The following is a 19,406-nucleotide window of genomic DNA, read 5'->3' as shown; positions in this document are numbered from 1 at the left end:
GTAAAAAATACGATTAGCATTGATTATTTGATGCTTTGCCTTATTTTATGACTGTTATAAAACTCAAGGCAATCTCTAGCCGGTTATAATACTCGATATTTAGCTGACAAGTAATGGCAAACAAGCCCAGATAAGCCTTAGTTGCTGCACTTTATTATAATAAGACAACGAATAGACATGACTTTTGACCTTAGACAACAAGAATTGTTCAATTGGATTGAAAAACTAAATTTAGGTGAGCTGACCAATTTTAGATTAATCTCAGGTGATGCCAGCTTCAGACGATACTTTCGCCTGCAAATAAACGGGGTTAACAGAATAGCCGTTGACGCTCCACCACAGACAGAAGACAACCCATTATTTGTTGCATTAGCAGAAACCTTGGCGTCGGAAAATATCATAGTACCGACAGTTGTTGCTCATCATTTCGAGCTAGGTTTTATGTTGCTTATCGATTTAGGTGATGTGCACTTAGCGAATATCATTAATCAAGAAAATTACCTTGAGCTCTATCCAACGGCGCTGGACGAATTACCGAAACTCATCAATATTCGTCAAACGCGATTAGGCGACATCCCGCAATACGACAAAAAACTAGTTCACTTTGAGCTGAGTATTTTTGTTGAATGGCTAGTTGAAAAACATTTAGGCTTAGTTTTACCTGAAACCGATCAAGCACTACTCAAAAGTACGTTTTCGCTATTAGCAGAGAATTTTCTTGAGCAACCCAAATGCTTTGTACATCGAGACTTTCACAGCCGAAACCTAATGCTACCTGATGAGAATATCGCCATCATTGACTTTCAAGGTGGTTTAATCGGCCCGATTACCTATGACCCGGTATCTCTATTAAAAGATTGTTATGTGAAATGGCCGATAGAAAAAACCAATCAACTTAGTCAAGCTTATCGACAAACCCATTTTGCTAACATCGCCCCTGCACAGTGGCAACGCTGGTACGATTTAACGGGTATGCAAAGACATATCAAAGCAGCCGGTATTTTTGCGCGGTTACACCACAGAGATGGCAAGCCTCATTATCTAGCCGATATTCCTCGAACCCTGAGTTATATCTCAGATGCTTGCCAACACTACTCTGAATTGACCGACTTTGGTCAATGGTTAGAACAGGTCGTTATTTGCAAACTCGATCAACAAGGATGTGTTAAATGAAAGCGATGATCTTAGCCGCTGGCAAAGGCGAACGCATGAGGCCATTGACAACACATACGCCGAAACCTTTACTAAAAATAGCGGGTAAGCCTTTAATTCAATACCATATCGAAAAGTTAGTCGCAGCCGGTATTACTGACATTATCATTAACATTGCTTGGCTAGCTGACTTGATACCACAACAGCTTGGTGATGGCTCAAAGTTTGGTTGTCGCTTGCACTATAGCCGTGAAGAGGTAGGCGCTTTAGAAACCGCAGGCGGTATTAAGCAGGCTTTAGATTTACTGGGCAATGAGGCGTTTTTAATCGTAAACGGTGATGTTTGGACTGACCTAAACTTTAAAATTTTACCAAACACTTTGATGCCAAATACAATGGCTCACCTGGTACTCGTCAATAACCCTGCTCATCACCCACAAGGGGATTTTGGGATAGCTGGCGATTACCTCAACCTTGAAAACAGCCAAAAGTGGACTTATTCAGGTATAGGTATTTACAGTCCAGAACTATTTTTAAACGTGAAAAAGCTTCCTGCACCACTTGGCCCTTTGCTCAAACAAGCCATTGGCCAGCAACAAGTAACAGGACAAATTTACCAAGGGATCTGGTCAGATATAGGCACACCTGAACGTTTAGCTCAGATGGAGCAAGCGTTAACAGAAAACTCACTAGGATAAATAATGCAAGTTTGGGGTAAAATTTTAGGCTGTGTTTTTGGCTTTATGTTCGCCAAAATTCCTGGCGCTATACTCGGTATTATCATTGGCCACTTTTTTGATAAAGGCTACAGCCGGGCATTTGATCGCGTTGGCGGCTTTTCCAGTTTAATAAAAAATACCGACTCACTAAAAAGTAGAGCGCTGTTCTTCCATACCTTATTTTCAATTATGGGCCATATCGCCAAATCGTCTGGCAGGGTTACTGAGGCGGATATTGCGCTTGCTAGCGCCTTAATGACGCGATTAAATTTAACAGGCGATACCAGAAAAGAGGCACAAAATGCCTACAATGCAGGCAAGAAAGCCGATTTCCCGATCAAAGAAACAGTGAAAGAATTTAAACAGTTTTGTTCTGGCCGAGCTGAATTTACCCAGATGTATCTTGAAATGCAGATTCAAGCGGCGTTGATCAATGGTGAGATTAATGACAAAGCAAGGCAGATTCTTGAGCTTGTTGCCAAAACACTGAATTACTCAAAAACAGAATTAGCGATCTTAATTAAACAAGTGCAAGCGGTAAATCGCTTTCATCAGGCTTATCAAGAGCAAGAAGCACAAAAAAAGGCGCAACAGCAACAAAATCGCCAGCAAAGGCAAGAGCGTTATCAAGAATATCAACAACAATATCGACCGCAATATTCTGCCAAGGCACAGCTACAAAACGCCTATGATATTTTAGGTATCGATGACAATACGCCAGAAAAAGCTGCTAAAAAAGCCTATAAAAAATTAATGTCGCAGCACCACCCAGATAAGTTGATGGCACAAGGCTTACCCGAACAAGCTATGGAGTTAGCAAAAGAAAAAACACAGGACATTCAAGCGGCATGGCAGATGATCAAAACACAGAAAGGTTGGTAATACTTACCAGCCCAAGTATTTAGAGTACGCGAGAATTTCTTTCATTAATCGCGCATCTCTTTGTTCCCATCCGTGATCCCCAAAAAGCTGACGCTGTCTATAATGCAAAGTCAGCTTTTTCTTTGCCATTTTTTGTCTTTTTTCTCTGGTTGCTAAAGCCCAAGGGTTATCAAAATCAGACCAAATATCCAAAATAGCAACTGGTAACTCTGCGATGGTTGTTGCCAACTTTTTATTGGCTTTAGTATCCGGTATGTAAGGTTGTACTAATACTAAAATATCGGGCAACGCATCTTCATCATCAGCCAATTTAGCAAAATGATTCACTACACTTGCCGCACCTACTCCCTGAGCAATAACTAATAAAACCCCAGGGTAATTTTCAGCTTGGTTCAATAACGCCATCAAGCGCATTTGCATTTGCATCTGATAATCTTGTTGAGCCTGTTCAGGAAAAAAAGCAAAATTGCTGTCAGCTCTTTCCATCCATTGCTTAGCACTTTCTTCATTCAGTGGCTCTGCAACTAACATAGGGTCGTGACTACTTGCCGCTAATGTCACCCAACCGTGATCATTTAATTCATGCCTTAATTGAGAAAAAGCAGCACTTTGACTAGGCGATAAAGTCCAGTCAGCTAATAAAATTGCAGTGCCTTTGACCATGAAAGTGTTTTGCTCGCTCAGCAGTGCAGGAAATTGCGAGTCACCAGCCATTAGGCTCAGAATCTCATCTTTGTCTTCAAACCGATTGATATCAACTTGTCTATATTGCGCTAAAGAGGGAGCTTTTACATTCTTGGGCATTTTAGACTTTGATGCGTTATTGCTTTGACTTGTTTCAGGAGGCTGCTCAGCTTCCTCTTGAGCTTGCAATGACCAAGCTAAGCTGAGAGAAAAGACTAGAGTTAAGGAATAAATAATCTGCATAGCTAAACTATCGACCAAATCTTTTAAGTCTTTAGTTTAAGAAAGCGCTAAAAGCCGTCATTCGTTTAAAATCTTTTATGGGATATGGTCAGGCGTACTAGAGGAATAATAGCTAATGGCACTGCCCCAGATAGTGCAGTGTAATGGTCAAAAGATATAGGTTTTAATGGTGCTTAGAAACCAACAGTACTCATTCACCAATCTCAACCGAATGCAAAATGAAAGACCTGACACCAGAGTTTTTAATCAATTATCTCAAATCTTAAAATACAGATTTGGTCAACTTTATTATTACCCATTTCAAAGGGAGGATACACAGATTTAGGAAAGTTGATGAAGTCCATTCGAACATATTTATTATCTATATCATCAATATACTTGATGAACTCTGCCCAGCACCCTTTTTTAAGTATGTTTTTGTGAGGTAATATTCTTATAAAAGAGCTCTTGTCAATCTTAAACTTATCTAAGCCACCTTTCTCATTTTTATCAAGGTAGAGTACACCTTTAATAGTTTCGTATTCACCTTGAATATAACTTTTTTTGTTATCTTTTAACTCTGCGTTGTTATCTTCTAATGATAAATAATTTACTAATGAGAATAAAATTCCAAAACAACAAAATACTCTCAATCCAACAGTTTGACTCCTGGTTTGAGAGACTATCGTTTTATGAGAAAGCCAATAATATATAAAAACAACTGTAGGGATAGCCAAAAGCCATCCCCAAGTTAAAGATGCTGTTTGTGTGGATATATCGTAAAGCATATTTACCTCGTGAATCAGCAACTCTGAGGACAGAGCTTTCTTTTTACATCGTTGATTATTCTACTTATTGTTGAATAAAGCACACTAACATAATCGGCTAATTTCATCTGATTATAACCACCACTTTGATAAGCTTTTGCTATTGCATCATTGCGTTTCGGGTAATGAGTTTGGTTATACCGTAATGGCTTAGCCTCTCGCCTTTGTTGTACCTATGCACTTCATTTGGTGGTGTGGCCAATATGCCCTAATTCAGCAAATTATCAAAAAGGAGCGGGACTGTAAAAAGATAAGTTCTTACCCGTTACAGGGTGAGTAAAGCTCAATGCTTGTGCATGCAAGTTTAATCTAGGTGCGGCATCAAAGGCCGCTTGATGGGCGTAAAACTTATCACCGAGTATTGGGTGCCCTAGGTGTAACATATGTACCCTTAACTGATGAGAACGTCCCGTAATTGGTGTTAATTCAATCCGACTACTTACATCATTGGTGCTAAGTACTCGCCATAATGTCGTTGAAGGTTTGCCATTTTCAAAACAAACCATTTGCTTAGGGCGATTTGGCCAATCGCAGATAAGCGGCAGCTCAATTACGCCTGATTGTGTTTTAGGCTTACCCCAAACATTAGCAATATAAGTTTTAGACGTTTCCCTTTCTTGAAATTGCCTGGCTATTGAACTGTGGGCAGGTTTATTTAGTGGCATGACCATAATGCCAGAGGTCGACATATCCAATCGATGCACTATACCAACAGTAGGTAAAACGGACTGTAATCTGGCTTCCAAACTATCTTGATGTTCTTTCGCTTTACCACGAACAGATAATAAGCCACTCGGTTTATCACAAACAATCAAATCATCGTCGCGATAAAGAATGTTTAAAAAAGGCTCAGTTGGTGGGTTGTAAACAAAAGACATGTATAAATTTTAGAAAAAGATGGTGATTAATGTAAAAAATGTATTCTACGTTAAGCAGTTGTTAATTGCATGGCCAGAATGATGTCTTTGCTTACAATTTAAGCATTGCTACACAAGTTAACGATCTAGATACTCAATAAATACAAAAGCTTGGGTTGTAGGAGTAGTAGATGTACAAGCTAGTAAGTTTTATTTTGTTATGTATCAGTTTCAATGCAAGCGCCAATTTAATTTTAAATGGTGACTTTGAAGACAAGCAAATCAAACGCAAATGGCAGTACCTTAACGCTGATAAAGTGAATGGTTGGCAAGGTGAGCGCATTGAAGTTTGGCATGGTCTGTTTGGTTTAAAGCCCTACTCAGGCAAACAACACATCGAACTCAACTCACACAAAAAAGATAACGAATACGCTATCTATCAAACATTTAATAGCCAAGCAGGCCAAAGCTATGATTTGAGCTTTGCTTATGCTGCACGTACCCGTAAAAATGAACAATTTTTAGTTGAGGTATTTTCAGGTCAAAATTTAGTGATGAGTCAATTAATAAACGACCATGCTTACAGAGAGTGGTCAGTATTTACCGATAACTTTGTCGCTACAGATAGCCAAACCACATTGAAGTTTACAGGTATTACCCCAAAAGGCTCTGTTGGTAACTTACTTGACGATATTCAAGTCAATGCACTAAATATTACCGCGCCACAAGGGTTGGCAAACGCTGTAGATGCACCAGCGACAATAGGGTTGTTATTATTAGCAGGCGGGTTATTAGTGATGCGACATAAAAGAGCCGCATCAACTAAATAAACGAAACTCAGCTTAATGTGAAACCACAATTAAGCGAACAGCGTCTAACTGAAGGCCGGCTTGATTAACATAGTTAATTAAGTCGGCTTTTTGGTTTTCAAGCGCTTCAAGTTCAACTGCACGGATGTTCGGGTTTAACTTTTGTAATGCCTGTAATCGTGCTAACTCTGTTGAAAGTTCAAGCTCTATCTTTTCAATGGCTTGCTCAATAATTTGTTGCTTTTGTTGCTCGGCAATCGCTTCTGAGCTCGCAATTAAATTCGCCATATCCGTTTGCAGTGCTGTCGCTATGTTAGAAGCAATGTGTTTACCAACAGGTTTTAATTGTTTGTTAAACCCTTCGTAAGCCACTTTTGCTGCTAGGTTATTACCCGCTTTATCAAGTAATAAACGCACAGGTGTTGGTGCTAAAAAACGCCCTGGTTGAAGCGATTTTGGTGCAGACGTTTCTACCACATAAATCAATTCAACAAAGAAAGTGCCTTCTGGCAGTGCTTTATTTGGCAATAAACTCACTGCGTTGTTACCCACATCAGAGGCAGCAATCATTTCAAAGCAGCCTTGAACCATAGGGTGATCCCAGCTGATAAACCTGACATCATCACGACTTAAAGCGGTATCGCGTTCAAAGCTGATGGTCATGCCTTCATCTGTCAGCTCAGGGAAATGCGGTTCAAGCATGTGCTCTGTTGGCTTTAATATTAAACACTGCTCGCCTTTATCTTCTTGCTGAACACCGTACACATCGAACACTTGGAACATATAAGCAATAAGCGAAGTATCATCATCAATTTCAGCAATCGCTTCGGCAATTGCCTCACCATCAGTACCTTTAGAGTTAAGCTCTAATAAGATATCTCTGCCTTGTTCCATTTGTTTGTTCAAATCAGCTACGTGCTCTTTTGCTTGGCTAACAAATGGAGCAATGACCGCATCGTCATGATCAATTTGGAACAGTGCTTGAATCAGTTCATCCGCTTGCTGTTCAAATACAGTCACGCCCGCAGGACACGTATCAGCAAAAGCATTGATACCGTGATCTAGCCACTTGAAGATAGATTCTGATGCAGTACCTGTGAAGTAAGGGATATGGAGCTTGATATCATTGAGCTGACCGATACGGTCTAATCGACCAATACGCTGTTCCAGTAAGTCAGGGTTAAGAGGAATATCGAATAACACTAAATTACTAGCAAATTGGAAATTACGACCTTCAGAGCCGATTTCCGAACAAATTAAAACCTGACAGCCTTCATCCTGATCAGCAAACCAAGCGGCAGCTCGGTCGCGCTCAACAATAGTCATCCCTTCGTGGAAAACAGCAGAGTTAATACCTTGTAAAGTACGCAGTGCTTTTTCCATTGTTAATGCTGTCGAAGCTTGGGCACAAATTACTAAGAACTTCTGATCTTTTTCTGCTTTTACTTTTTCGCTTAGCCAATCCACTCTCGGGTCGATTAACCACCAAGGTTGTTCATCATTACTACCAACAGCTTCATAAATAAACTCTGGTGTTAATAACTTAGCTAAGTCTTGCTGATTAGGCGCCTCTTGATGCTTATCAATCCACCAACGTGTAGCAGGCATAAATTCTTCAGGGTAAGTCAACTCAACAGGGTAAAGTTCACGCTTAGGGAAACCTTTAACTGAGGCACGCGTATTTCTGAATAACACTCGGCCTGTGCCATGGCGGTCGATTAACGCTTTTAGAATGTTATCTCGACTCGCTTTTCTTTCATCAGCATCATTTGAGTTAACGGTTAATAAAGCGTCATTTAGCAATGAATCTTCTTTTTGTAATTGCGCAAGTTCAGCTACTTGCTGATCATTTAGCGACTCATCACTAACGAGCGTTTTAGCTAATTCAGCAGTTGATTGGTAACCCGCTTCTTCTGCGACAAATTTTTCATAATCATAAAAACGATCGCGATCTAGTAGACGCAAACGTGCAAAGTGACTTTCATGACCCAACTGATCTGGAGTAGCTGTAAGAAGCAACAGGCCTTTACAAATGCCGGCTAATGCTTCAACCGCGGCGTATTGCGGACTGACTTGCTCTGGGCTCCACTTTAAGTGATGGGCTTCATCAACAACCACTAAATCCCAATTAGCTGCACAAGCTTGATTTAAGCGCTTTTCTTTATCGGCAATTAAGGACAATGGACAAATGATTAATTGTTCGGTTTCAAATGGGTTTTCATCTGAACCGTCATATTCAGCACAGCGCTCTTCATCAAAAATAGAAAACTTTAAGTTGAAACGTCTTAGCATCTCAACTAACCACTGATATTGCAGAGATTCAGGTAGTAAAATTAATACGCGAGAAGAGCGACCCGTTAAGAGTTGCTGATGAATGATCATACCCGCTTCAATGGTTTTACCTAAGCCCACTTCATCTGATAACAAGACACGCGGTGCAACCCTCTGACCGGCTTCTTTTGCAATGTGTAACTGATGCGGAATCAATGCTGTGCGAGCACCACTTAATCCGATCAAGTCAGAAGATTGATATTTATATTGATATTGTCGAGATTGATAGCGTAAGTCGTACCAGTCGTTCCTATCGATTTGACCGGTAAAGAGTCTATCTTGCGGTTTATTTAGCTTGAGGTGATGGTTGATACGCGTTTCTATTAAATGCGTCAGTTCACCTGTTTCAGAGTCGGGGCCGGTGTAAATCATTAAGCCATCCGTCTCATCTGCAGATTCAACCGTTATTGACCAACCATCAGCAGACTCAACCGTGTCACCAACATTGAAGCTCACTCGCGTTAGCGGCGCTGAGTCAATGACGTACTCTCGGGTTTCCCCTGTCGCTGGAAATAATAACGAAACACGGCGGCCTTCAATACCTACAACCGTACCTAAACCTAAATCAGATTCTGAATCACTGATCCATCTTTGACCTAATGCAAAATTCGACATAAAAATGTTCACCTAATTAAGTGATAACACGCTGAGCTGACAATGATAATGCACAATTTGTGCGAGGGGCGCGTATGCTACCTAAAGCACAGTTAAGTTAATAGCTGTTTTTGTAATTAAAGTTGAGATCTACTTAGTTTCATAGTTTTAATTCCAAATAATCTTCATCAATTGTTCACAATTTAACTCAAATATCTTTGCTATTGGTTAATAGGCAAAATTATTTAACTGACTGAAATTTGTATAAATCAATAATTCGTTGCTAAACCTAAAGTAATGCAAAATTTTTTGCTGCCATTCAAGGAGAGTTGAATGCCCCCAGAACTAAGAAAAAAATATGTCTTAGACACCAATATCTTACTGCATGACCCCTTCGCTTTTTTAAACTTTCAAGAACACGACGTCGTTATCCCAATGACGGTTTTAGAAGAACTCGATCATATTAAAGATCGTAAAAAAGATGTCTCTCGAGATGCGCGCATCGCGATAAGAGCACTAGAAGAGTTAATGCGTGATGCAACACCTGAAGAAATCGCTGAAGGTGTTCCACTGAAACACGGCGAAGAAGACGATGAAGATGTCAAAAAAGGCAACTTATCTATCTATCCCGATCATCAACTCACTTTACAAAAACACTCTTTACCTGGCCCAGAAAACGACAATCGCATCATTAACACAGCGATTCATTTACAAGAAACCTGTGTACCTAATAAGGTCGTCTTAGTCACAAAAGATATCAATATGCGCCTTAAGGCTAAAGGTGCAGGTTTAGACAACGTTGAGGACTACCGAACCGACCAATTAATTTCGGATATCAAATACCTGACGAAAGGTCATCATCAGTTTGAAGGCGATTTTTGGCAAAATATTCAAGACTGTGACAGTGAAACACATGGCCGCCACACCACGCATACAATTAGCCGAGATAAATTTCCTAAAACCATCTTTGTGAATGAATATCTATATGACGATACCAGTAATTTTGCGGCTAAAATTCTGGCTCATGATGATCATTCAGTGACAATCAAAGACTTAGGATTTGAACGAATGATGAGCCGAGAAGCTTGGGGGATCACACCTAAGAATTTCGATCAAGCTATGGCATTGGATGCATTACTCGATACCGACATGGATCTCGTTCTACTAACGGGCCCTGCTGGTTGTGGTAAAACTCTACTCGCTTTGGCAAGTGCACTTGAAATGGTGATTGAACAAAACATCTATGAAAAAATTATCGTCACCCGCAACACGCCAGAAATTGCAGAGTCAATTGGCTTTTTACCGGGAACAGAAGAAGAAAAGATGGCGCCTTGGCTTGCCGCGATTAATGACTCTCTCGATTTTCTACATCGCAATGATGAATGCCGTGAAAGCAGCATGAAATACATTATGGAGAAAGCCAACATTCAATTTAAGTCAGTCAACTTTATGCGAGGTAGAAGTTTACAAAAATCTATCGTGATTTTAGATGAGTGCCAAAACATGACCGCATCACAGTTAAAAACGATCATCACCCGTGCAGGTGAAGGCACTAAATTAATTTGCTGTGGTAACTTGGCACAAATTGACAGTAATTATTTGTCACCACTTACTTCAGGCCTGACTTATATCGTCGAAAGGTTTAAAGATTTTGAAGGCAGTGCAACAATCAACATCGCAGGTGTTATGCGCTCTCGCTTGGCCCGCTTTGCTGAGCAGCATCTTTAATCACTTTTAACCTGATTTTACTCCGTTCAACAATGGCTTGTTGCTCAGTATCGGAAGAAAAGATCCAATCATTTCTTTCCTGCTGAGTACGGCCACAACCAGTACAAATACCGTCTTCATTCAGACTGCAAACGGCACGACACGGATTATTTACAGTGCTTTTCATTGTGTTATATCTTTAAAACTACAGCGTAATTATATCTTTGAGCCTATACTTTTATCATGTGCGACAGCATCATGGAATACTCATTATTTTGCAGCAATTTAATTTAGGAGTGTAATCACTTTGGAAAAAGCGACAGTACTAGTCGTAGATGATGACCCACTAAATATCCAATTACTCGGTCAGGCTTTATCTCAACACTATAAAGTTAAAACCGCGATCAATGGAGAGGTTGCTTTGAATGTCGCTAGTGCCGAACCCAAACCTGATCTGATCCTGCTCGATGTGCAAATGCCACTGCTCAGTGGGTTTGAAGTACTCATTCAATTGCGTAGCCAAGATGCCACTAAAGACATTCCCGTCATTTTTATTACGGGTAATGATGCCGTTGAAGATGAAGCCAAAGGTTTAGAGTTAGGTGCAATGGACTACATTACTAAACCGTTTAACGTTCCTGTTGTACTTGCCCGCGTTCGAAACCAAATAATTCTGAAGCGAAAAAATGATTTATTGGAGCAGTTAGTTTCCATCGATGGCTTAACTGAAATCCCCAATCGCCGAAACTTTGAAGAAGTATTTGCTCAGGAGTGGCGACGCTGTTTACGCAATCAAACACCTCTGACAATGATCATGATTGATATCGATTTTTTTAAACAGTACAACGACAATTATGGGCATACTGCAGGTGATGAAGTATTGAGGAAAGTCGCGCAAACCCTTGATGCACAGCTAAAACGCGGTGCTGATTTTGTTGCTCGTTTTGGTGGCGAGGAGTTTGTCGTCGTTTTACCGGAAACAGACTTTCCTGCTAGTTTAAAATTTGCCGAAAGCTTGCGTTCAGCAGTTGAACAACTGGCCATTAAACACGAATACAGCGAGGCGGCTAAAGTAGTGACAATTAGCCTTGGACAATCGACGATAATTCCAACTAAGCAATTGTCAGCTATTGAACTTCAAGAAAGTGCAGATAAAATGCTCTACCAAGCTAAGGAGCTAGGAAGAAACCAAACTAGCGCCGTTGATACCCTTTCTAGTTAAGATTGAAAATATGACAGATAGCAAATCGGATTTATTATTAAAAGCTTTTAAAGCCATCTTGAAACAAGAGACATATGGCTCACAAAGTGAAATTGTAAACGCACTAAAAGAACAAGGCTTTGATAATATCAGCCAATCGAAAGTCTCTAGAATGCTAAGTAAGTTTGGCGCCGTTCGTACTCGAAATGCCAAACAAGAAATGGTTTACTGCCTCCCTCCTGAACTTGCTATCCCAACTGCACAAAGCCCATTAAAGCACTTAGTACTGGACATAGTTCACAACAATATGATGATTATCATCAGAACTTCACCCGGTGCAGCTCAGCTTATTGCTCGAATGTTAGATTCATTAGGACAAAACGATGGTGTACTTGGGACAATTGCAGGTGATGATACGATTTTTATCGCCCCAACCAATACAGATAAAATTGATGAGACGATAAAAACGTTAGAAGATCTGTTTGCTAATGCTTAATCGTTATTGAGTAAACGATAAAGTAATTGCTTTACTGTGGCAGGTTCAAAAGGCTTGTCACAGATGGCGTTAACGCCTGACTGCTCAATATTCGCTAAATGAGTGTCGTTCGCTTCTGAACTGACCATTAGTACAGGAATATGTGATTGCGCACTTTTATTGCGAATAAATTCTGTTAACTCACGCCCATCAACTTCTGGCATGTTATAATCCGTTACGACTAAGTCAAACATTTCATTTTCTAAAATAGCTTTAGCTTGACTGCCATCTTCCGCTTCTTGCATGCGTTGAATACCCAGGTTAGATAAAACGCGTTTAATATGATTTCTGGCTAATCGGCTATCATCAACAACTAAAACGCGCACATCTTGGACATCAAATAAATCGAGTTCTAACTCTTCAGATTCCAGTAAATCAATAGTCGCATTAATCGCTTTACCAAGATGATCTGGCGTAAAAGGTTTCGGCAAAATAGCGACGACACCCGCTTGTTTAAACTGCTCAAGTTGCTCGCGGCGAAACTCACTAGACACTAACATGAACGGAATATCCGCATCACCTTCTCGGTGGCGAATGTCATTTAATATATCTAAGCCCGTTCCATCTGAAAAATGCAGTGCTGAAATAATTAAGTCAGGAACGTGATTAGTAATAATTTGTTTAGCTTGTTCAACCGACTCAGCTTCTTCAACTTCGTTTATTCCTTCTTGCGCTAAATGCTTGCGAATGACCTTTCTTTGCATAGAAGAAGGTTCAATTAATAAAATGGATAAATCTGCCGGAGATAATGCGTGCATGAGGCCCCAAAAAATAAAAATTAGTCTAGTAATAACTTAATCAAGATTTCGTAAAAAAGTCACTAGCAAAATAATGATTCGTTACAAAACAGTAACCTTAGGTTGCCAAAATAGTGTATAAAAAAGATATATTTAATAAAAATTAAAATTAATCGTTAATAAGCGACTAACCCCCTTGATATTCATCAAAAGTTTATTAAATTTTAGTTAGTACAATTATTTTCATGGAAATGTCTTAGGAATCCATCAATGAGCTTGACTACCAACCTATCTGCCGACGGCAAAAACTTCACAATCCAGATCAAAGGCAAATTCGACTTCAACCTTGTACAAGAATTCCGCAATGCCTATGCCGACATTGGTGAGCAGACTCCAAAAATTGTTATCGATTTGCGTGAAACTGAATATATGGACTCTTCTGCACTAGGTATGTTGTTGAATATGCAAAAGAACTTAGGCACACGTGTTGAGAGCATTCGCATTGCTAACTGTCGTCCACAAATCAAAAAAATCTTACAAATTTCACGTTTTGATAAAAAATTCGATATCGATTAAATAACAATAATTAGCTGTATTCCCCCTCTTTTTTTAGGTGATTAAATGCAAATATTGGTCGTTGATGATCAGGAATTGAATCGCACTATGCTCCAATTCATGTTGGAGTCAGAAGGTTTTAAAGTATCATTAGCGGCAGATGGTGAAGCAGCCATTGAATCGTTCAAAGAAATCGAGCCAGATATTATCTTACTCGATGTCGTGATGCCCAAAATGGACGGTTACACTGTAGCCCCCATTTTGAAAAAAATGGCTGGTGATAAGCACTTACCAATCATTTTCATAACGGCACTGGATGATCAAAAATCCATGCTTAAATGCCTAGAAGTAGGCGGCGATGATTTCTTAGCAAAACCTTTCGATAAAGTTATTTTATCAGCCAAAATAAAAGCTCACAGCCGCAGCCGCGAACAATCTGCTCGTATCTCGAAGCAAAACGCAGCACTGATTTATCACCAAAACCAAACAGAACGCGAACACCAAATTGTTGAGCATATCTTCTCTAATGCACTAAAGAGCAATAACTACGAAGAGCATATTGTTCGTCACCACCTATCGCCTGCCAGTATGTTCAATGGTGATTTATTCCTGACAAACCGAAGCCCAATGGGTGGTGCCTATATCTTATTGGGTGATTTTACCGGCCATGGTTTAGCTGCTGCGGTTGGCGCATTGCCCACAGCTCAAACGTTTTTTACCATGACGGCTAAAGGTTTATCTGTTGGTGATATTGCACAAGAAATCAACTTGCAGCTGCTTCACCTATTACCTGATGACATGTTCTGTGCGGCCTGTATTGTCGAATTATCATCAACCGGTAAAACACTTTCTCTTTGGAGCGGTGGTATGCCCGATAGTTTGTTGCTCTCGAGTAAATCAGGGCTGAAAAAGCGAATCCCTTCGCAGCACATGGCTCTGGGTATACTCGAAGCAAACGAGTTTGATAACGATGCATATCACTTGGAAGTAACGCCAGAGGAAAGCATCATCCTGTATACCGATGGTGTGATTGAAGCTTCTAATGAATCTGGCGATATGTTCGGACAAGAGCGCCTTGAAGCTTGTTATCAAGCAAACCCGACAGCGGCTATTGAAGATATCATCCGCTCGCTGAAACGCTTCAGCGGTACCGCTGAGCAAGAAGACGACGTATCTATTGCCCAAATTCATTGTTTAGCCGCTACAGAAGTTGAGCAATCTAACGATGATGAGCTGGCTAACCTACCATGGCAATTTCAAGTTGAAATTGGCCCAGAAGAAATAAAAAGTACCGACCCTGTCTCTCATACACTCGATATGGTCAGTGCTTTTAAAGGCGTCCAGCAACACAGATCTGCGCTATTTTTATTATTAGCTGAACTCTACAACAATGCGCTCGATCACGGCTTACTCAACCTTGACTCTTCAACGAAAAACGACACTGAAGATGGTTTCTTTCAATATTACTGCAATCGACAAGAAGCATTAGATAACCTCAACGAAGGGCTCATTCGCATTGAAGCCAAGTTTTTACCACACGAGCACATTTTGCAGTTTACCGTACAAGATAGTGGTCAAGGCTTTGATTACCAAGCCATGGCTAACCTTGATAACTTAAATAATCAACATGGCAGAGGTGTGAGCTTGATCAACGAAATTTGCCATCATATTGAATACAGTAACGGTGGTTCTACTGTGGTAGTTCAATATAAGATTGACCAGCAACAACCTACCGCAAATCTGCTGTAGAAGCTGTTGCGCAAAGGAATGACTAACATGAATAAACTTACCCAATCTCTTTTTTTAACGAGCTTAATGCTCTTATCTCCTGCGCTTTTAGCCAATGATTGGCAATTATCGGAAAAAGTTTTAAATAAACTGAATTTATCTGAACAACAACACTCTAAAATTTTAGAAATTAAAAATTCATATAAATCAACATTTAATAACTTAAGAAAACAAATAAAGCAGGACAAAGATGCCTTATCTCAGCTAAACGCTGGCAGTGCTAACTATTTACAACAAACCGAGCAAATCGCCGATAAGATTGCTAGTTCAACCTCAGAGTTAACTAAGCAAAGGATTATGCTTGATGCGGAATCAAAACAAGTACTCAGCACAGAGCAAAGAGATAAACTCAATAAATTGCGCAACAAAAAGCGCAATAAAATGAAGAAGTGGCAAGACAAAATCCAAAGCTTTAAGCAATAAGGACCATTATGGCTGCATCAAATCAAGTTTGGTTAATTGACGATGACACGACATTAACTGAGTTATTGTCTGAATACTTAGAACAAAATAACTTTTCAGTGCGATGCTTTGATAATGGTGAGCCGTTACTCGCCGCTCTAAACAAAGATGAATCTCCCGATATCATGGTTTTGGATATCATGATGCCAGGTTTAACTGGTTTACAACTACTGCCTGCAATTCGCAATCATGTCGATACCCCAGTGATTATGTTAACGGGTCGAGGGGACGAGATAGATCGCATTCTTGGCTTAGAACTCGGCGCAGACGACTACATGGCAAAACCTTGTAACCCACGTGAATTACTTGCACGTATTCAAGCGATTGTCCGTCGTTATCAAGCTGCTCCAACACAATCACAAGGTGGCCAACAAATTGATCACCAAGGTGTCAACCTAGACATGGGGATGCTGACATGTAGCTACCAAGATCAAACCGTCGATTTAACCGGTATCGAGTTTTCAGTTTTAGCCGAACTTGTAAATAACGCCGGCAACTTAGTCAGCAAAGCTGATTTAACTGAACGCGTTTTACACCGCAAGTTAACCGCTTATGATCGAAGTATTGACGTTCATGTCAGTCGAGTGAGACAGAAATTGAAAGCCGCCGGTTTAGAAAACGACGTCATTAAGACAGTTCGTGGTAAAGGCTATCAGTTTATAAAATAATGAAAGTATTCGACTCATTGTTTTGGCGTATCTTTTTTGTTTTGTGGCTAACCAATGCCACAATCATCACAAGTGCAGCTGTTTTAATCATTCTAGATATAGAAAGCAGCCGCCAGCAACTACTGCAAGAGCAACGTATGGAACGCAGCATTTCTCCTCTCGTTGGCCTTTATGAGCAAGGCATGCCCATAATGAGCAATAAAGAGCAAAACAATGCTGTGGCTCATTTTTCTGAGATGTACAACCTAACAAAAAATGTAAAGGTTTACGGTAATATCCCAGAACAAGAGCGTCACAAAATACAAAGCTTCACGTTTACCAGTAAAAACGATCAAGAATACAAAATTAATTACTTGAGCTTGCCCCATAAAACCGAAATATGGGTAGCACTCAAAGCTTATTTCTCCCCTATTCGCGGTTTTTTTGCATTGCTCATTATCAGTTTGTTCAGTGCAGCTTTAAGTAAAACCATCATAAAACCGATCAAACAACTGAGGAGACATGTCAAAAACCTTGCTACCGGTGAGCAAGAAGTTGAAATGAATCAAAAATTGTTAGCAAGAAAAGATGAAATTGGTCATCTTGCAATTAGTATTCAACAAATGTCGACCCGCATTAACCAGCTAATTAATGACAAACAAAATCTACTCTATGACGTCAGTCACGAGCTAAGAGCACCTATTGCGCGTATGCAGGTTGCTAATGCCCTAGCGGCACAATTTGCAGAAAGCGCAGACTTGCCACAAAAAAGTTATAATCAGATTGATAAAGATATCGAATCATTGACCAAAATGATTGATGAGATTTTAACGCTTGCCAGAATTGAACACACTCCAGATAGTGGCAATACAGAATGCTTTTCGGTTAAGGCCTTTTTAACAGAGCAAGTTAATAATGCCCAAGTCACACACGCCGATAGAGTTATTAATTTATCTGGCCAAAATGTCGAGATCACAACAGATAAAAGCCTATTACAAAAAGCCATCAACAATTTTATTGCCAACGCATTAAAACACACCGATGAAAAACTCGATCTGAGTATCGATTCTGATGAGCAAAGTGTCACTATCACCATCAGAGATCACGGCCCCGGCATTGATGAAGAGAAGTTGAAAACCATCTTCAAACCTTTTGCTCGTGGAGAGACTAACGCCAAAGGTTTCGGTTTAGGTCTTGCGATTGCAGCAAAAGCCATCGACCGTATACATGGCAAATTAAATGTACAAAACGTAGTAAATTCAAGCGATACAGGCCTATCTATCTCTATTACACTACCGTTACATATCACCTGAAAATACATGTTATTGCATCGAAAAGACATATAAAATCGGCTATCTATTCTTTTTATATCTAATGAAATCAATTTATTTAACAAACGTAAAGATATGATTAGACAAGCTCATTTGAAATGATATAGTTAATTCTCAGCTCTAATTTTTAGACACGTTTTTCAGATCAACCAAAGAGTAGTTATATGAAGTCAGTTGCTAAATTTGCTTTACTAGCAAGCTCACTTACTTGCCTATCCAATGCTCATGCTGCAGTTTACCAATGTAAGGTCAATGGAAAGACTGAGTACAGGGATACGCCATGTAGCTATCAGAACGCAGGTTCTAGTGGTCAAGAAATCGAAGTTAAAACGACGAAGAAATCTGGAACGGTTTACAAAATTGCCGGTAACTGGTGTCAGTACGCTAAAGCAGATCAAAGAGGTGGCTCTCGTTCAATGGGCGACCCTAAAGACTGGCTTTTCTCTCAAGGTACAGTGAGTTACAGCACACCGCATGTAAAAGATAAGCAAACAGGTCAATACACAATTGCAAGTGACTTTATCCAAGTTAGCAACGCGGCTATAGGTAGTTGGTTCATTGAGCAATACTCATCAAGTGCAATGACGTTAACAAGCTCAAACCAAGGTGTGCGTTATCTAAAACGCGGAACTTGTGTAGTCAGACAAGTCAGCTAATACCAAACAGACATAAAAAAAGCGTTCATGTTTGAACGCTTTTTTTATGTCTGCTTTTCCTGTTTAGAATAACTCGATATCACCGTCATCCTCTTCTGGTTTTTCAGCGAGTCGGGCTCTGAATATTTCTAACGCCTCTTTTGCCGTTGCACCTTGCATGATGGTTTCATACATTAAATGCTCTTCTTTCATTGTGTAATGAGCGCGAATATGCTCTCTTAAACGACGCCAGTCTGCTGGATTCTCATTCTCAGTTTCTTGCAGTAAATCAGATAGCCCTTCTAAACTTGCCGCAACATGCTCCAACCTTTGACACAGCCTATCGTAAAATTGAAAAGCAACAATTGCCGCATCAACATGCGAACTCATGCTTTCTGCTTCTTTAGAAACAAGCGCTAAAGCGTCTTCACTTTGTGACTCTGCACTGTGGGTCAAACCTTCAACTTTCGAACAAATCGTTGCGAGCTCTTGGAAAGAATTAGTTAAGGTGTTAATTGAATTGTCACCTTCGGTCAGGCTCATGTGAATCTGGGCAATGGATAAGCCAAGTAAACGCGTTGTCTCCGCTCGATAACACCAGTTTTCAAGTTCTTCAGAATGTTTTATGTCTGTCATTTATAACCCCTAGTCGACATATATTTATCAGGTCCCACTTGTCTGGCCAATTTTGAAAAAGATAATCTAAATAAAACAGGCTCTTATCAGTATAA

At 40.0% G+C, this 19,406-nt stretch carries 20 protein-coding genes; 13 read left to right on the top strand and 7 right to left on the bottom strand.

The annotated features are described in order from the left end of the window. The first annotated feature begins 177 nt into the window (after nucleotides 1–177). From HR060_RS11295 to djlA, 3 genes are read left to right on the top strand one after another with little or no spacing between them, the layout of a single operon-like run. Nucleotides 178–1,173, top strand: a complete 996-nt coding sequence (locus HR060_RS11295) for an aminoglycoside phosphotransferase family protein (protein WP_174200402.1) — start codon at nucleotides 178–180, stop codon at nucleotides 1,171–1,173. Next, nucleotides 1,170–1,850 (top strand): N-acetylmuramate alpha-1-phosphate uridylyltransferase MurU, encoded by a 681-nt coding sequence (gene murU, locus HR060_RS11290; protein WP_174200401.1) that lies wholly within the window; start codon nucleotides 1,170–1,172, stop codon nucleotides 1,848–1,850. Before HR060_RS11295 ends, murU begins: the two co-directional genes overlap by 4 nt. A gap of 3 nt (nucleotides 1,851–1,853) precedes the next feature. Then, nucleotides 1,854–2,753, top strand: a complete 900-nt coding sequence (gene djlA, locus HR060_RS11285) for a co-chaperone DjlA (RefSeq protein ID WP_174200400.1) — start codon at nucleotides 1,854–1,856, stop codon at nucleotides 2,751–2,753. A 3-nt stretch (nucleotides 2,754–2,756) separates the two neighbouring features. Here the strand turns inward: djlA and HR060_RS11280 are convergent, their stop codons facing one another. The 3 genes from HR060_RS11280 to rluA form a co-directional block, all read right to left on the bottom strand. Further along, nucleotides 2,757–3,680: a DUF3530 family protein gene (locus HR060_RS11280; protein WP_174200399.1), complete on the bottom strand. Its 924-nt coding sequence runs from the start codon at nucleotides 3,678–3,680 to the stop codon at nucleotides 2,757–2,759. A gap of 242 nt (nucleotides 3,681–3,922) precedes the next feature. Next, the gene (locus HR060_RS11275; protein WP_174200398.1) at nucleotides 3,923–4,447 is read right to left on the bottom strand and encodes a hypothetical protein; all 525 of its coding nucleotides are present in this window, start codon (nucleotides 4,445–4,447) and stop codon (nucleotides 3,923–3,925) included. Nucleotides 4,448–4,710: 263 nt separating this feature from the next. Next, entirely contained in the window at nucleotides 4,711–5,364 is a 654-nt protein-coding gene (gene rluA, locus HR060_RS11270; RefSeq protein ID WP_174200397.1) for a bifunctional tRNA pseudouridine(32) synthase/23S rRNA pseudouridine(746) synthase RluA, read from the bottom strand. 170 nt (nucleotides 5,365–5,534) lie between these two features. Here rluA and HR060_RS11265 point away from each other — a divergent pair, with 170 nt between their 5' ends. After that, entirely contained in the window at nucleotides 5,535–6,173 is a 639-nt protein-coding gene (locus tag HR060_RS11265; RefSeq protein ID WP_174200396.1) for a DUF642 domain-containing protein, read from the top strand. A gap of 12 nt (nucleotides 6,174–6,185) precedes the next feature. Here HR060_RS11265 and rapA read toward each other — a convergent pair whose 3' ends face one another. Beyond that, nucleotides 6,186–9,098, bottom strand: a complete 2,913-nt coding sequence (rapA, locus tag HR060_RS11260) for an RNA polymerase-associated protein RapA (RefSeq protein ID WP_174200395.1) — start codon at nucleotides 9,096–9,098, stop codon at nucleotides 6,186–6,188. Nucleotides 9,099–9,410: 312 nt separating this feature from the next. On the opposite strand from rapA, the gene HR060_RS11255 reads away from it, so the two are divergent. Beyond that, a complete protein-coding gene (locus HR060_RS11255) occupies nucleotides 9,411–10,805 on the top strand; it encodes a PhoH family protein (RefSeq protein ID WP_174200394.1) in 1,395 nt (464 codons plus the stop codon). Here the strand turns inward: HR060_RS11255 and HR060_RS11250 are convergent. After that, nucleotides 10,762–10,971, bottom strand: a complete 210-nt coding sequence (locus HR060_RS11250) for a DUF1289 domain-containing protein (protein ID WP_174200393.1) — start codon at nucleotides 10,969–10,971, stop codon at nucleotides 10,762–10,764. The two genes, HR060_RS11255 and HR060_RS11250, sit on opposite strands and share 44 nt — an antisense overlap. A 120-nt stretch (nucleotides 10,972–11,091) precedes the next feature. On the opposite strand from HR060_RS11250, the gene HR060_RS11245 reads away from it, so the two are divergent. Both HR060_RS11245 and argR read left to right on the top strand, forming a co-directional pair. Further along, nucleotides 11,092–12,006 carry a diguanylate cyclase gene (locus HR060_RS11245; protein ID WP_217434910.1) on the top strand — a complete coding sequence of 305 codons (915 nt, stop codon included), beginning with the start codon at nucleotides 11,092–11,094 and terminating at the stop codon, nucleotides 12,004–12,006. 10 nt (nucleotides 12,007–12,016) lie between these two features. Beyond that, nucleotides 12,017–12,481: a transcriptional regulator ArgR gene (gene argR, locus HR060_RS11240; protein ID WP_174200392.1), complete on the top strand. Its 465-nt coding sequence runs from the start codon at nucleotides 12,017–12,019 to the stop codon at nucleotides 12,479–12,481. Here argR and HR060_RS11235 read toward each other — a convergent pair. Further along, complete coding sequence (locus HR060_RS11235) at nucleotides 12,478–13,278, bottom strand: response regulator (protein ID WP_174200391.1); 801 nt, start codon at nucleotides 13,276–13,278, stop codon at nucleotides 12,478–12,480. The genes argR and HR060_RS11235 overlap by 4 nt on opposite strands. Nucleotides 13,279–13,527: 249 nt before the next feature. Between HR060_RS11235 and HR060_RS11230 the strand changes: the two genes are divergently transcribed. From HR060_RS11230 to HR060_RS11205, 6 genes are all read left to right on the top strand, one after another. Continuing rightward, a complete protein-coding gene (locus tag HR060_RS11230; RefSeq protein WP_174200390.1) occupies nucleotides 13,528–13,833 on the top strand; it encodes an STAS domain-containing protein in 306 nt (101 codons plus the stop codon). Nucleotides 13,834–13,878: 45 nt separating this feature from the next. Then, nucleotides 13,879–15,561, top strand: a complete 1,683-nt coding sequence (locus tag HR060_RS11225; protein WP_174200389.1) for a fused response regulator/phosphatase — start codon at nucleotides 13,879–13,881, stop codon at nucleotides 15,559–15,561. A 27-nt stretch (nucleotides 15,562–15,588) separates the two neighbouring features. Then, nucleotides 15,589–16,023 (top strand): Spy/CpxP family protein refolding chaperone, encoded by a 435-nt coding sequence (locus HR060_RS11220; RefSeq protein WP_174200388.1) that lies wholly within the window; start codon nucleotides 15,589–15,591, stop codon nucleotides 16,021–16,023. Nucleotides 16,024–16,031: 8 nt separating this feature from the next. After that, nucleotides 16,032–16,730 carry a response regulator transcription factor gene (locus HR060_RS11215; protein WP_174200387.1) on the top strand — a complete coding sequence of 233 codons (699 nt, stop codon included), beginning with the start codon at nucleotides 16,032–16,034 and terminating at the stop codon, nucleotides 16,728–16,730. Beyond that, entirely contained in the window at nucleotides 16,730–18,022 is a 1,293-nt protein-coding gene (locus HR060_RS11210; protein ID WP_174200386.1) for a sensor histidine kinase, read from the top strand. Before HR060_RS11215 ends, HR060_RS11210 begins: the two co-directional genes overlap by 1 nt. Nucleotides 18,023–18,204: 182 nt before the next feature. Next, a complete protein-coding gene (locus HR060_RS11205; RefSeq protein ID WP_174200385.1) occupies nucleotides 18,205–18,696 on the top strand; it encodes a DUF4124 domain-containing protein in 492 nt (163 codons plus the stop codon). Between the two features lie 63 nt (nucleotides 18,697–18,759). Here the strand turns inward: HR060_RS11205 and HR060_RS11200 are convergent, their stop codons facing one another. Next, nucleotides 18,760–19,311, bottom strand: coding sequence for a hypothetical protein (locus HR060_RS11200; protein WP_174200384.1), 552 nt, complete (start codon nucleotides 19,309–19,311; stop codon nucleotides 18,760–18,762). Nucleotides 19,312–19,406 lie beyond the last annotated feature (95 nt).

The sequence above is a fragment of the Marinifaba aquimaris genome, assembly GCF_013328345.1.
Classification (GTDB): domain Bacteria; phylum Pseudomonadota; class Gammaproteobacteria; order Enterobacterales; family Alteromonadaceae; genus Marinifaba; species Marinifaba aquimaris.
This window is presented reverse-complemented; position numbering and strand designations above follow the sequence as displayed.